The sequence below is a fragment of the Ottowia thiooxydans genome (assembly GCF_040548795.1).
Lineage (GTDB): Bacteria > Pseudomonadota > Gammaproteobacteria > Burkholderiales > Burkholderiaceae_C > Ottowia > Ottowia thiooxydans_A.
This window is the reverse complement of the sequence record NZ_JBEPSH010000006.1, coordinates 431,215-444,703: the sequence shown is the minus strand read 5'-3', so window position 1 is coordinate 444,703 and position 13,489 is coordinate 431,215. Positions and strand designations below refer to the sequence as shown.

12 protein-coding genes are annotated in these 13,489 nt (G+C 57.3%); 11 read left to right on the top strand and 1 reads right to left on the bottom strand.

Features of this window, described 5'->3' with window-relative positions:
- Positions 1 to 16: 16 nt before the first annotated feature.
- Positions 17 to 1,348: an MFS transporter gene (locus ABIE13_RS16740; RefSeq protein ID WP_354445461.1), complete on the bottom strand. Its 1,332-nt coding sequence runs from the start codon at positions 1,346 to 1,348 to the stop codon at positions 17 to 19.
- A gap of 261 nt (positions 1,349 to 1,609) precedes the next feature.
- On the opposite strand from ABIE13_RS16740, the gene cyoA reads away from it, so the two are divergent.
- The 11 genes from cyoA to ABIE13_RS16685 all read left to right on the top strand — a co-directional run bounded on the left by cyoA (position 1,610) and on the right by ABIE13_RS16685 (position 13,483).
- Positions 1,610 to 2,611, top strand: a complete 1,002-nt coding sequence (gene cyoA, locus ABIE13_RS16735; RefSeq protein ID WP_354445459.1) for a ubiquinol oxidase subunit II — start codon at positions 1,610 to 1,612, stop codon at positions 2,609 to 2,611.
- A 6-nt stretch (positions 2,612 to 2,617) separates the two neighbouring features.
- Positions 2,618 to 4,627, top strand: a complete 2,010-nt coding sequence (cyoB, locus tag ABIE13_RS16730) for a cytochrome o ubiquinol oxidase subunit I (RefSeq protein ID WP_354445457.1) — start codon at positions 2,618 to 2,620, stop codon at positions 4,625 to 4,627.
- Positions 4,620 to 5,237 (top strand): cytochrome o ubiquinol oxidase subunit III, encoded by a 618-nt coding sequence (gene cyoC, locus ABIE13_RS16725; RefSeq protein WP_354445455.1) that lies wholly within the window; start codon positions 4,620 to 4,622, stop codon positions 5,235 to 5,237. Before cyoB ends, cyoC begins: the two co-directional genes overlap by 8 nt.
- Complete coding sequence (gene cyoD, locus ABIE13_RS16720) at positions 5,237 to 5,662, top strand: cytochrome o ubiquinol oxidase subunit IV (protein ID WP_354445453.1); 426 nt, start codon at positions 5,237 to 5,239, stop codon at positions 5,660 to 5,662. The genes cyoC and cyoD overlap by 1 nt, the downstream gene beginning before the upstream one ends.
- A gap of 39 nt (positions 5,663 to 5,701) precedes the next feature.
- A complete protein-coding gene (locus tag ABIE13_RS16715) occupies positions 5,702 to 6,478 on the top strand; it encodes an SURF1 family protein (protein ID WP_354445451.1) in 777 nt (258 codons plus the stop codon).
- Positions 6,479 to 6,738: 260 nt separating this feature from the next.
- Positions 6,739 to 8,097 carry an ATP-binding protein gene (locus tag ABIE13_RS16710; protein ID WP_354445449.1) on the top strand — a complete coding sequence of 453 codons (1,359 nt, stop codon included), beginning with the start codon at positions 6,739 to 6,741 and terminating at the stop codon, positions 8,095 to 8,097.
- Complete coding sequence (locus ABIE13_RS16705; protein WP_436278430.1) at positions 8,081 to 8,629, top strand: response regulator transcription factor; 549 nt, start codon at positions 8,081 to 8,083, stop codon at positions 8,627 to 8,629. Before ABIE13_RS16710 ends, ABIE13_RS16705 begins: the two co-directional genes overlap by 17 nt.
- A 278-nt stretch (positions 8,630 to 8,907) precedes the next feature.
- Positions 8,908 to 9,330 (top strand): pilin, encoded by a 423-nt coding sequence (locus ABIE13_RS16700; RefSeq protein ID WP_354445445.1) that lies wholly within the window; start codon positions 8,908 to 8,910, stop codon positions 9,328 to 9,330.
- A gap of 60 nt (positions 9,331 to 9,390) precedes the next feature.
- Positions 9,391 to 11,301 carry a hypothetical protein gene (locus tag ABIE13_RS16695; RefSeq protein ID WP_354445443.1) on the top strand — a complete coding sequence of 637 codons (1,911 nt, stop codon included), beginning with the start codon at positions 9,391 to 9,393 and terminating at the stop codon, positions 11,299 to 11,301.
- Between the two features lie 54 nt (positions 11,302 to 11,355).
- Entirely contained in the window at positions 11,356 to 12,219 is an 864-nt protein-coding gene (locus tag ABIE13_RS16690) for a glycosyltransferase family 2 protein (protein WP_354445441.1), read from the top strand.
- Between the two features lie 34 nt (positions 12,220 to 12,253).
- Positions 12,254 to 13,483, top strand: coding sequence for a glycosyltransferase (locus tag ABIE13_RS16685; RefSeq protein ID WP_354445439.1), 1,230 nt, complete (start codon positions 12,254 to 12,256; stop codon positions 13,481 to 13,483).
- The last annotated feature ends 6 nt before the right edge of the window (positions 13,484 to 13,489 follow it).

Here is a 13,489-nt window from a genome sequence, read left to right as displayed (position 1 = left end):
TTCTCACTACCCTCGCTCAGTCGCGACTGGACTCCAGCTTGCGGTTGATCAGCAACGCGCCGACTGTGCAGGCAACGCCTGAAAGCAGGTAGAGGCCCAAATACGCCAGGCCGAAATGGGCAGACAGCCAAAGCGCCACCAGTGGTGCAAAGGCGGCGCCAATCAACCACGCAAAATCGTTGGTCAGGGCTGCACCTGTGTAGCGGTAACGGGGCAAAAAGTTGGACGTGACCGTTCCAGACGCCTGGCCGTAGGACAGCCCCAGCAACACGAAGCCAATCAAGATGAACAAGTCTTGGCTCAACGTATCGCCGCCCAGCAAAATGGGTGCAAAACCACTGAACATGCCGATCAACAGCGCCAATGCCCCAAGTGTGTTGCGCCGGCCAAAACGGTCAGCCAGCCAGCCCGAGGCGACGATGGCTATCGCGCACAGGAAGCCCCCCACGATCTGCACACCCAGGAAGCTGGGGATAGGTTGCTGGGCATACAGCAAGGTCCAGGACAGCGGGAACACCGTCACCAGGTGAAACAGTGCATAGCTGGCCAAAGCCGCAAACGCGCCGATGATGACGTTGCTGCCCTGGTTGGCCATCAGCTCACCAATGGGGGTGGGCTCGAGCTCGTTCTTGTCCAGAAGATGTTCATATTCGCTAGTGACCACCAACCGCAGCCGGGCGAACAAGGCCACCACGTTGATGGCAAAGGCTACGAAGAATGGATAGCGCCAGCCCCATCCCAGAAATTCATCAAGCGTCAGGCTGGAATACAGATAGGCAAACAGGCCGCTGGCCAGAATAAAGCCAGTGGGCGCGCCAAGTTGCCCCAGCATGGCGTACCAGCCGCGCTTTCCAGCCGGCGCATTCATCGCGAGCAAGGAAGGCAGGCCATCCCAAGACCCGCCCAGCGCCATGCCCTGGCCGATGCGGAACAAGGCCAGCAGGACGACGGCTGTCGTACCCAGGGTCTGATAGCCTGGCAGGAACGCGATGCCGGCCGTACAGGTGCCCAGCAGGAACATGGCCAGTGTGAGCTTGGTGCTGCGGCCCCAGCGCCGCTGCACCATCATGGAAAGCACCGTGCCAATGGGGCGCGCCACAAAGGCCAGCGCGAAGATGGCAAAGGCGTACAGCGTGCCGTTCAGTGCATTCTCACCCGGAAAAAACACCGAGGGGAACACCAGTGCGGAGGCGATGCCGTAGACGAAGAAGTCGAAATATTCGGAGGCTCGCCCTATGACCACACCTACTGCGATGTCGCCTGGCGCGACATCATGGCCATCGGGCTTGATGCCAGACGGCGCATCTGCCGGAAAAGCAGGGGAGTGAGTTGTATTGATACTTGTCATGGCATTGGTTCCTGCTCTGCATTTGTAGCCCTTCCGCACATGGGGGCCAGGGAGCAAAGTGGTAATTGCACTAAAAAAACCATGCGCTAAGTATGCGGTAGCAGGCCGGTCCTTTGACATAGGACAAAACGTCCAATGGGATTTTCTCTTAGTGCCAGTTAAATTTCACGACTGATATCCGTACGCACTTCTTTTTGTGCTGCTTTACCTGCATTCAGGTCCTTCCTGATGCCCGGCGAGGCTAATTTCACTGGGTTCCGTATGCTTCCCTCGAGCCTAACACGCACCTCAATCATTGCCATTCTTGCCAGCTTGCTGGCAGGTTGCAACAATCTTGTCCTGCTCAACCCCGCGGGTGACCTGGCGGCCCAGAAAGGGCATCTGATCATCGTCGCGACGGTACTGATGCTGCTGATCGTTGTGCCGGTGATCTTCTTCATCTTTCTGTTCGCATGGCGTTACAGACAAGGGGCCAGGCATGCCGAGACGGAATATGACCCAGACTGGGACCACTCCACTCGTCTGGAGCTGCTGATCTGGGCAGCCCCTCTGGTGATCATCATTGCCCTGGGGGCCTTGACCTGGATCTCCACCCACAAGCTGGACCCGTACCGTCCCCTTGACCGGATTTCGGCCACCATGTCTCTGCCGGAAAACGTTACGCCGCTGGAAGTGGAAGTGGTCTCGCTGGATTGGAAGTGGCTGTTCTTCCTGCCCGAGCAGGGTATTGCCATGGTCAACGAGTTGGCGGCGCCGGTGAACCGGCCCATCAGATTCAAGCTGACCTCCAGCAGCACCATGAATGCCTTCTACGTGCCAGACCTGGCCGGCATGATCTACACCATGCCTGGCATGCAAACCGAGCTGAACGCCGTCATCAACAAGCCGGGCGTGTACAGGGGCATGTCGTCACACTACAGCGGCGAAGGTTTTTCTGGCATGACCTTCAAGTTTCATGGCTTGGCCGAGGCGGATTTTGACAAGTGGGTGGCCCAGGCCAAATCTGAGGGCGCGCCGCTGACGCGCGAGGCCTATCTGGCCCTGGCCAAGCCCTCCGCACGTGATCCTGTCCAGCGGTTTGCCTCCGTCGAAGAAGGTCTGTATCGGCGCATCATGAACCTCTGCGTCGAAGACGGCCAGATGTGCATGGACGAGATGATGGCCCGCGACGCCGTGCGAAACCGTTCCCATCTGCGCAGCGTGGCTCAGGAACGTATGTCCGAGCAGGACATCTGCACCACCAACACGCCTCTTTTCCAGTAGTGCCCCATGACTGTTGAACACTCTACTTCCGTGCCGGCGCATTGGCTGCTCGGCCGCATCACCTGGGATTCGATTCCCATGACCCATGAGCCCATTTTGCTGTGGACATTCGTGGCCGTGGTGCTGGGCGGCATTGGCTTGCTCGCCATCTTGACCCGCTACCGCCTGTGGGGCCCGCTGTGGCGCGACTGGTTCTGCAGCATCGATCACAAGAAGATCGGCATCATGTACATGGTGCTGGGTGTGGTCATGCTGCTGCGCGGCTTTTCCGACGCCATCATGATGCGCTTGCAGCAGGCCATAGCCATTGGCGACAACATGGGCTACCTGCCGCCGCACCACTACGACCAGATCTTCACGGCGCACGGCGTCATCATGATTTTCTTCGTCGCCATGCCGCTGGTTACAGGCTTGATGAACTACATCGTGCCCTTGCAAATTGGCGCGCGGGATGTGGCCTTTCCGTTTCTGAACAACTTCAGTTTCTGGATGACGACTGCCGGCGCCATTTTGGTGATGGTGTCCTTGTTCGTGGGCGAGTTTTCCACTTCGGGCTGGCTGGCCTTGTCGAACCTGGGGGCGCAGAACCCCGGGGTGGGGCTTGACTACTACATATGGGCGCTGCAGATAGCGGGGGTGGGTACCACGCTATCAGGCATCAACCTGATCGTGACCATCATCAAGATGCGTGCACCGGGTATGAATCTCATGAAGATGCCCGTATTCACATGGACTGCCCTGTGCACCAACGCGCTCATCGTGGCTTCTTTCCCGATACTGACCGCCGCCTTGGTGCTGATGTCGCTGGACCGCTATGTAGGCACCAACTTTTTCACCAATACGCTGGGTGGCAACCCCATGCTGTATGTGAACCTGATCTGGATCTGGGGCCACCCGGAGGTCTACATCCTGATCTTGCCCTGCTTTGGCATCTTCTCCGAAATCGTAGCCACCTTCAGCCGCAAACGCCTGTTCGGTTACGCCTCGATGGTGTATGCCACGGTCTGTATCACCATCTTGTCGTACCTGGTGTGGCTGCACCACTTCTTCACCATGGGATCGGGGGCGAGTGTGAATTCGTTCTTCGGTATCACCACGATGATCATCTCTATCCCCACGGGCGCGAAGATCTTCAACTGGCTGTTCACCATGTACCGCGGACGCATCCGCTTTGACGTGCCCATGTTGTGGGTCATGGGTGCGTTGCCTACCTTTGCCATCGGCGGTCTGACAGGCGTTCTGTTGGCTGTGCCACCGGCTGACTTTGTGCTGCACAACAGCCTGTTCCTGATTGCGCACTTCCATAACGTCATCATTGGGGGCGTGATTTATGGATTGCTGGCTGGTATTAACTACTGGTACCCCAAGGCATTCGGGTATCGGCTGGATGAGACCTGGGGTCGCCGTTCGTTCTGGTGCTGGTTGGTGGGTTTCTGGATGGCGTTCGGTCCGCTCTACGTGCTGGGCCTGATGGGCCTGACCCGGCGGGTCAACCACTTTGAAGACCCTGCTTACCAAATCTGGTTCCAGGTGGCGGCCGTCGGGGCCTTCATCATCGCTGTGGGCATTGCGTGTTTCCTCATCCAGATCGTGGTGAGCTACAAAAACCGCGAGCAACTGCGTGACACCACGGGCGACCCTTGGGGAGGCCGCACACTGGAGTGGGCCACGTCTTCTCCACCGCCGGACTACAACTTTGCTTTCACACCTGTGGTTCACGACACGGACGCCTGGGCTGACATGAAAAAGCATGGCTACCAGCGCCCACTGTCGGGTTTCCAGGACATTCACATGCCTAGAAACACGGCAACAGGCGTGGTGATCTCCTTGCTGTGCACGGTGCTGGGTTTCGCCCTGATCTGGCACATGTGGCCACTGGCGATTGCATCGTTTGCATCGGTTGTGCTCGCATCCATCATCCACACCTTCAACTACAACCGTGACTTTCACATCATGGCAGCCGACGTGGCTGCTACGGAAGCGGTACGTACCCAACTGCTAGCTCGCCATGTCTGATCTTGCATTGAACACAGACGCCCAGCGCGTCTACCACCTGGAGCACGAACCTCACCCAGAGAACGGAACCTCTCTGGGCTTCTGGCTCTATCTGATGAGCGACTGCCTCATCTTTGCCGCCCTGTTTGCCACCTATGGCGCGCTAGGCAGAAGCTACGCGGGTGGTCCAGGCGGCGCTGAGTTGTTTGACCTGAAGCTGGTGGCCATCAACACCGCCTTCCTGCTGCTGTCTTCCATTACCTTCGGGTTTGCCATGTTGCAAAAGCAGCAGGGCAAAGTGGGTGGCACGCTGGGCTGGCTGGCCGTGACCGGTCTGTTCGGCGCTGCCTTCCTGGCGCTGGAAATCTATGAGTTCATGCACCTTATCCATGTGGGTGCCACGCCGGGTTCCAGCGCGTTCCTGTCTGCCTTTTTCACGCTGGTGGGCACGCACGGTCTGCACGTGAGCTTTGGTTTGATCTGGCTTATCACGCTCATGATCCAGATTAAGAAACATGGCCTGATTCGTGAGAACCGCCGTCGCCTGATGTGCCTTTCCATGTTCTGGCACTTTCTTGACGTCATCTGGATCGGCGTCTTTACCTTTGTCTACCTCATGGGGGTGCTGTAATGAGCCAAGACCACCGTACCCACCATCGCTCTGATACCGCGGGGCCCCATGACGGCGCTCATGACCATGCAGGCGAAGACGGGCCACACAGCACCTTCTCGGGCTACATGATCGGATTTGTGCTGTCGGTCATCCTGACGGCCATTCCTTTCTGGCTGGTGATGAACAACGTCATCACCGACCGCACAGTCGCCATTCTGGTGCTGGGCGGCCTGGCAGTGGTGCAGATCATTGTGCACATGGTCTACTTCCTGCACATGAACGGCAAGGTTGAAGGCGGATGGACTTTGCTTTCCACCATCTTCACCGTGGTCTTCGTGGCCATTGCCGTGGCCGGCACGCTGTGGGTGATGTTCCACATGAACACCAACATGATGCCGGGGCACATGGAGCATGTGAACCATGCCAGCCATGGCAAGCTCTGACCTGAGATCTCAGGTCCGCATGCACAGGCCAGCGCATTGATGGCCCGGAACAACCACAAGTCGAAGTGGCCGTGGCTGGTGGCAGCAGCCCTTGTGCTTCTCGTGCTGGTGTCGCTTGGCAACTGGCAGGTGGAGCGCAGGGCCTGGAAGCATGATCTTGTAGCCCGCGTGGATGCCCGGATACATGCGGAGCCAGTGTCCGTACCCGTGGCAGCGCAGTGGCCGCAAATCAGCCGCGACAGCCACGAATACCAGCGTGTTGTACTGACAGGTCGCTTCTTGCATCGGCACGAAGCCCTGGTGCAGGCCACCACCGCCTTGGGTGCCGGGTTCTGGGTGTTGACGCCCCTGCAGACCACTGAAGGAGGCACAGTGTGGGTCAACCGAGGATTCGTTTCTCCTGCGGCCCGCAATCCTTCAGTGCGAGGGGCTCCGGCTCCGGAAGGTGAGGTGCGCATCACTGGCCTGCTTCGCATCACTGAACCGGAAGGCGCTTTTCTGCGCGCCAATGACCCCGCATCGGACCGCTGGCATTCGCGCGACATACGTGAACTCAGCTTGTCGCGTGGCCTGGCGCTGGACAAAACAGCTCCCTTTTTTGTAGACCAGGAAGCCGCTTCGGGAATGAGGCTTAACGCCGAAGCCGAAGGTTTGAACCGGCCCCAGGTATGGCCTGTGGCGGGCCTGACCGTCGTACGCTTTTCTGACAACCATCTCGTCTACGCCCTGACCTGGTATGGCCTGGCCATCGGCTTACTAGGGGCGCTGGTGTGGGTATGGCGAAGAGGTCGCCAGCCGAAGGCGAGCGCAGCATAATGAACTTGCAGGGTTTGTACGCCCGACCCCGTTTTTTGGCTGTGAAAGAAATAACCGTTCGAGCTGAGGTTCTATGGTTTCCGTCAAACGGTGAGTGTCGCTGAAACAGAAAAAACCGTTGGGCCTGAGACAGGGATAGCCGTTCGGGCTGAGACAGAAATAACCGTTCGGGCTGAGCTTGTCGAAGCCTTGCGCAACGCCACCTCGACAAGCTCAGCGCGAACGGATTGTGAAACCTGACCCCTACAGAATCATCGCGCATGCCCCTTTCGCCCAACACTTCCGCTGCTTCCCCGGCTGCACCCGAACGGGGGCTCGCACGCGAACCCGAAGCCAGTGGCTCGGACCTGGTCGGCCTGAACAACCTCAAGCAACTGATACAGCTGCGCTGGCTGGCCGTGCTGGGACAGGTCATCACGATCACCGTGGTGGATCTCAGCCTGGGCATCGATATTCCCGTGAAGCCCATGCTGATGGTGCTGGCAGCATTGGCTGCATTCAATCTCTTGAGCATGTTGCGCGGCCAGATGCGCCGCGAGGTCTCCAGCGTCGAAATGTTGTTGGTGCTGCTGGTAGACATGGCGGCGTTGACCGCGCAGTTGTACTTGAGCGGCGGTGCCGCCAACCCCTTCGTCTTCCTGTACCTGTTGCAGGTGATTCTGGGTGCAGTGCTGCTACCAGCCAGCGCAGCCTGGATCATGGTGGTTGTCAGCACGCTGTGCTTTGCGGGGCTGACACGGTTTGCCATACCCCTGGCGCTACCCCTGGAAGACGCCCGGGGCCTGGCCAGCCCCTACATGCTGGGCTTGCTGATCTGCTTTGTGTTGAACGCAGCACTGCTGGTGCTTTTCATCATCCGCATCATGGCCAACCTGAGCCAGCGTGACGCACGCCTGGCCACCATGCGTCAACGGGCGGTAGAAGAAGAGCTGATCGTCCGCATGGGCTTGCTGGCCTCCGGTGCTGCCCACAATCTGGGAACCCCGCTCTCCACGCTGGACGTCATCTTGGGAGACTGGAAGCACTTGCCGCAGTTGCGTGGAGACCCCGAGCTGGCCAGTGATGTCACGGAAATGCAAAACCAGGTGCGCCACTGCAAAGCCATTGTGAGTGGCATTTTGCTTTCCGCAGGTGAGGCCCGTAGCGAATCCTCACGGGCCACCACGGTGAGTGAATTTCTGGATGAAGTGGTGCATGAATGGCGCCATCGACACCCTGACAACCACTTGCGGTACCAAAACCACTTTGGGCAAGACTTGCCCATGGTGTCGGATTCAGCGGTCAAGCAGATGATGGACAACGTGCTGGACAACGCTTTTGAGGCCTCACCCCATTCGATGGATTTTGAGGCGCTGCGCGAGGGCGACGACCTGGTTCTGGTCGTGCGCGACGCCGGGCCTGGCTTTTCGGCAGAAGTACTCCCCTATTTAGGAGAGCCCTACCGTACAACCAAGGGGCGACCCGGCGGTGGCCTGGGGCTTTTCCTGGTGGTGAACGTGGCCCGCGCCCTGGGCGGCAAACTGCGGGCCACCAACCGTCCACAAGGTGGTGCGGAGGTCCGGATTACCCTGCCTTTGGTCTCACTGGCCTTGTTGGAAGAGGATGCCCAAGATGACTGATGAAGCAAACCAGCTGCTGATCGTCGAAGACGACGCGGCCTTTGCCCGAACGCTGGCCCGCTCCTTTGAGCGGCGGGGCTACGTGGTTCGAGTGGCGGCCAGCCTGGACGCCCTGACGCCGTTGCTGCAAGATTTTGCGCCCACCCACGCGGTCGTAGATCTGAAGCTCAAGGGCGAGGCCTCAGGCCTGGCCTGCGTGCAAGCCCTCAGCCAGCATGACCCAGCCATGCTCATCGTGGTGCTGACCGGCTTTGCCAGCATTGCCACCGCCATCGAGGCCATCAAGCTGGGCGCCTGCCACTACCTGGCCAAGCCTTCGAACACAGACGACATAGAAGCCGCCTTCGGCCGGGCAGGCGGCTCTACCGACGTGAGCCTCACGGCCCGCACCAGCTCCATCAAAACGCTGGAGTGGGAACACATCCACCAGACCTTGGCCGAGACAGGTTTCAATATTTCCGAAACCGCGCGACGCCTGGGCATGCACCGGCGTACTTTGGCGCGCAAACTGGGTAAGCAGCAGGTCAAGTAACTGTAAAAATCTGGGCTAAACCTTTGTTGCAAAGCGACTTTTTCCTCAAATCGCTTCAGGCAATGTGTGTCACTATTACTGAAGATGTGACAAAAAATGTCGGGCGCCCGACCAAAAAAAGTCACCTCGCAAAGGCGGCCCGCCCGCAAAAGTGAAAAACTTCTCGGAAATAGGCCTCTAACCGAGTTGGCACGCCGAATGCATAGTTGATGCGTGTGCGAAACCGCACTCAATGCAATGGTCTCCAAGCCGTTCTATTAAATCGAGAGGAATTTCAAATGAAGATGGTTCAAAAGGGTTTTACCCTGATCGAATTGATGATCGTCGTGGCGATCATTGGTATTTTGGCTGCTGTGGCGCTGCCTGCTTATCAGGATTACATGATTCGCGCGCGCGTGTCTGAAGTGATGTTGGCGGCTTCGTCTGCGCGTACGACGGTTTCGGAAGCCGCGGCTACTGACACTGTCAATCCGACTACTATGCCTTCCGGCGTTTCGATCGAGACTCAGAGCTCAAAATATGTGGCCAGCGTCGCATACAGTGCCGGCACAATCACGGCAACTGCTCGCACCGTGGGTAACGCTGCAGCCGATGGCAAAACTATTACTTTGAGAGGCGCAAAGCATACCAATGGGCAAGTTACATGGACTTGCGATGGTTCTATTCCTAGGAAATATCTTCCCGCAAGCTGCAAGGGCTAATAGCCAGTGGTTTTGAGGGCCTCAAAACCCGCCTGGAAGGGCGGGTTTTTTTTTGTTTGCGTGGCAACTGTAGTTGCCTTGATCGCAGGAATCTGGTTTATTTTTCGACCAGCGCTGCCGGGCATTCTTCACTTTGACGACTTAGGCAACCTTTCTGCGCTACCTACTATAGTGGATCGTGAATCCGCTTGGCGCTGGATTCAGGAAGGAAGAGCGGGGCCTTTCGGCCGGCCACTGGCCTTGGCAACCTTTGCGTTGCAGCACTATGAATGGCCTAGACCTGCGGCATTTTTGCAGTGGAATATTGCACTGCATATCGTCAATGCGCTGCTGGTGTTTTGGCTAGCCGTTTTGGTGGCACGAAGAATGGGCGAAACCGCGAAAAGACAAATACTTATCGGATTCGCTGTCGCCTTTGCGTGGGCTGTACTGCCCTTTCTCAATACCTCGGTTTTGTTTATCGTGCAACGCATGGCGCTGTTGTCAAGCGCTTTTATGCTGGCAGGGCTGGTTGCCTACTTGAAAATTCGGGGTGCAATAGATGCGTCGTGGTTGCGGCAGTTGGGTGCGCTCGCCGCGCTCGCTTTTTTTGGCTTGCTCGGACTTTTCTCCAAAGAAAACGGTGCACTGATTGTTGTCTACGCACTTGTGTTGGAGTTAGCTTTGCTGACCGTCGCACGAGAGAGGCGTCTTACATTTTCTGCTGTGTTCCTGTTGCTAGCTTGCGTTTGTTTGTTAGCTGGTTTGACTCCACGTGCAGTCTGGCACGCCTGCGTGGAACTGACCCGAGGTTTTGATTTATCGCAACGCCTCGGAAGCCAAGGCATTTTGCTTGCGGGTTACTTGAAAGCGCTCTTGCTGCCCCTCCCGACAGACCTCAATCCCTTCCGATTCGAGTTCCTTTTGCGGGATACGCCTGCCCTACAGTGGGGAATGGCTATATGGGGTGTACTCATGTTGCTCCCCTTGCTTTGCTGGTGGGGCGGGCGCTGGCACGTAGGCTGGCGGTGGGTAGGGCTGGTGCTCGCATGGTTCTTCTACGGCCATCTTATGGAGTCTGGCTGGCTGAACTTGGAACCCTACTTTGCACATCGCAACTATTTACCAGCGCTGGGGTTGATGTTTGCGATGGTCTATGGAATTTCTCTTGTCCGCAAGGCTGCGACGCTATGGCGCTGCATTTTGGTTGCTTACATAGTTTTTCTCGCCGGAACCACTTGGATGAACACTTCGTTATGGGGCAATCGAAGTTTGGCATCTGAAATTTGGTCCATGGAGCAACCGCGAAGTGTGAGGGCAATACTTAACCTCGCATACGACGTGGAACGCACGCAAGGTGGCGCACAAGCGCAGAAGTTGTTGGATCGTTTTGTTGCGGATGAACGCGACAGTGTCGGGCTGCGCTTGCAAGGATTGGTCAGTGGATGTGCTATAGATCCCGGAACGGACCACTCAGCACAGCTCCTTGAGGTGAAGCGAGCTATTGCCACGTTGCCGTATGAGGGGTGGGCCACTGATCTGGTCGAGAAACTCATGGATGCCGTGAGAAGTAAAGAATGCAAAGGAGTTTCAACTAACGAGGTCGCAGCGATTGCCGCGGCATTCATTAGTCAGCCAGCCTATCAATGCAGCCGTCCAGCGGTTCACAACATGCTTTGGATCTTAGGCTTGGTCGCTATGGATCATGGTGACGTACAAACAGCGATGGATTTTTACTTAAAAGGCCTGAAAGAGTCGCCGACGTACAGCATGGCTAGCTTCTACCTCGATCTGGCATCCCAACAGGGGGATCGCGCGGCGATCGAAGAACTCAGAACTCTTCTAAAAAATGCACCGCTTCCACGCGGAGTTACTCGATTGGAATGGCAAGATTTGCGAAAGCGAGTGGAGGATCAATTGAGTGCTTATCCAACAACGGATGAAATCGAAAATCCGCGCCCTTCGTTCAGTGAAGGCTCGAACCCCAGATAGGCATGGTAGAAATACCATCTGTACGATGCTCAAGCGACAACCTTTCATATGTGCATGAAACTCTCCATCGTTCTCCCCGCCAAAAATGAAGCAGCAGCTGTGGGCACCACGGTCACCCGCATTCGTGCTTTGTGGCCGGACGTGGAGATCTTGGTGGTGAACGATGGTTCCGGCGATCAGACGGCCGCTGTGGCAGAAGCTGCGGGCGCTCGGGTGCTGCATCACCCTTACAGCAAAGGCAATGGTGCTGCTATAAAAACCGGCGCACGTGCTGCATCCGGTAATGTCTTGGTGTTTATGGACGCAGACGGACAGCACGACCCAGCAGACATTCCGCGCTTGCTTCAAAAATTGGAGCATGGCCACGACATGGTCGTCGGCGCAAGACAAAAAGGCTCTCAGGCGAGCCTGGGCCGAGGATTGGCGAATGGCCTATACAACCGCCTAGCCACCTGGATGACGGGAAACAGTGTGGAAGACCTGACATCCGGTTTCCGCGCGGCGCGGGCAGAAAAATTCAGAGAGTTTCTCTATCTGTTGCCTAATGGTTTCTCATATCCCACCACCAGCACAATGGCATTCTTTCGCGCTGGTTACTCTGTGGCGTATGTTCCCATTCATGCGGCCAAGCGCATCGGAAAAAGCCATGTACGCTTACTTCGCGATGGCACTCGTTTCCTGCTCATCATCTTCAAGATCGGCACACTTTTTTCACCGTTAAAGATTTTTGCGCCAGTTGCCCTGCTCATGTTTGCCCTGGCATCAGGGTGGTACGGATGGACGTGGTGGCACCAGGGGCGCTTTACCAATATGAGCGCCCTGCTCTACACCGGCAGCGTGATGGTTTTTCTGATGGGGCTGATCTCAGAGCAGATTACTGCTCTCATGTACAAAGACTCGTCCTCAGATCGCCGCTAATGGGCGCTTGCGGTAGATTCTTGGAGACGTGTAAGTGCCCTCGATAAAGTCGTCTGCGGCCCCGCGTAAGACCTTGCTGGTGTTGGCCTCCACCTACCCTCGTTGGCACGGAGACCCCGAACCTGGTTTCGTCCACGAACTCGCCAAGCGATTGAGCGGGCGTTTTCGCGTGATCGTGCTTGGACCGCATGCGCCCGGTGCGAAGCCGCGCGAAATTTTTGATGGCGTGGAGGTCGTTCGCTACCGTTACGGGCCGGAGAAACTGGAAACGTTGGTAAACGACGGTGGAATCGTCACCAATTTGCGACTGCATCGCTGGAAAATACTCCTGGTTCCGAGCTTTGTGCTCGCGCAGGCGTGGTGGGCGTGGCGTCTATGCAAGCGTGAAAAAGTAGATGTCATCCACGCCCACTGGCTCATTCCTCAAGGTCTGCTCGCTCTTTGGTGCAGGCGGTTGACGGGAAGAGCTACGCCATTTGTGGTCACTTCCCATGGCGCCGATTTATATGCCTTGCGGGCGCCCGCGTTGCAGACCCTCAAGCGCCTGGTGTTTCGCGGTGCACACGCCTCTACGGTGGTCAGCAGCGCCATGCTCGGGGAAGTTAGGAATTTGGGAGTGAACGAAAGTACCGTCTCGGTTATTCCCATGGGCGTAGATATGGCTGACCGCTTTGTTCCCGACGCGACTCAGAATCGATCTCGCAGTGAGTTGTTGTTCGTAGGCAGATTGGTAGAGAAAAAGGGATTGCGCTTCCTGCTGGATGCGTTGCCGGCTGTCTTGCGCGAACGTCCGGACGTAACGCTGACTATCGCCGGGTTCGGTCCCGATGAGGATCAGCTCAAAGCCCAGGTGCTAGAGCTTGGGGTGCAAAGCGCAGTCAAGTTTGTTGGTGCGCTACCGCAAACGGAACTGCCCGCCCTCTATCAACATGCTGCGCTTTTTGTAGCGCCGTTCGTGAAAGCGGAATCGGGTGATCAAGAGGGGCTTCCGGTCGCGCTGATGGAAGCGGTGGCCTGCGGTTGCCCAACTCTCGCGGGTGACGTAGCAGGCTTGCAGGACATTTTTGGCACTCATGCGGATGCATGCATCGTCAATCCCCGCGATAAGGCAGCGTTGACAATAGCTATTCTTGGCCAGTTGGGAGAGCCTGAGAAAGCTGCACAGCGATCACTCTCGATGCGCGTGGCGCTCCGAGAGCACCTGGGTTGGGACCATGTTGCGGCGCGCTACGCTCGCCTGCTTGAAGACGCGTGCCATAAATAGCTTGGG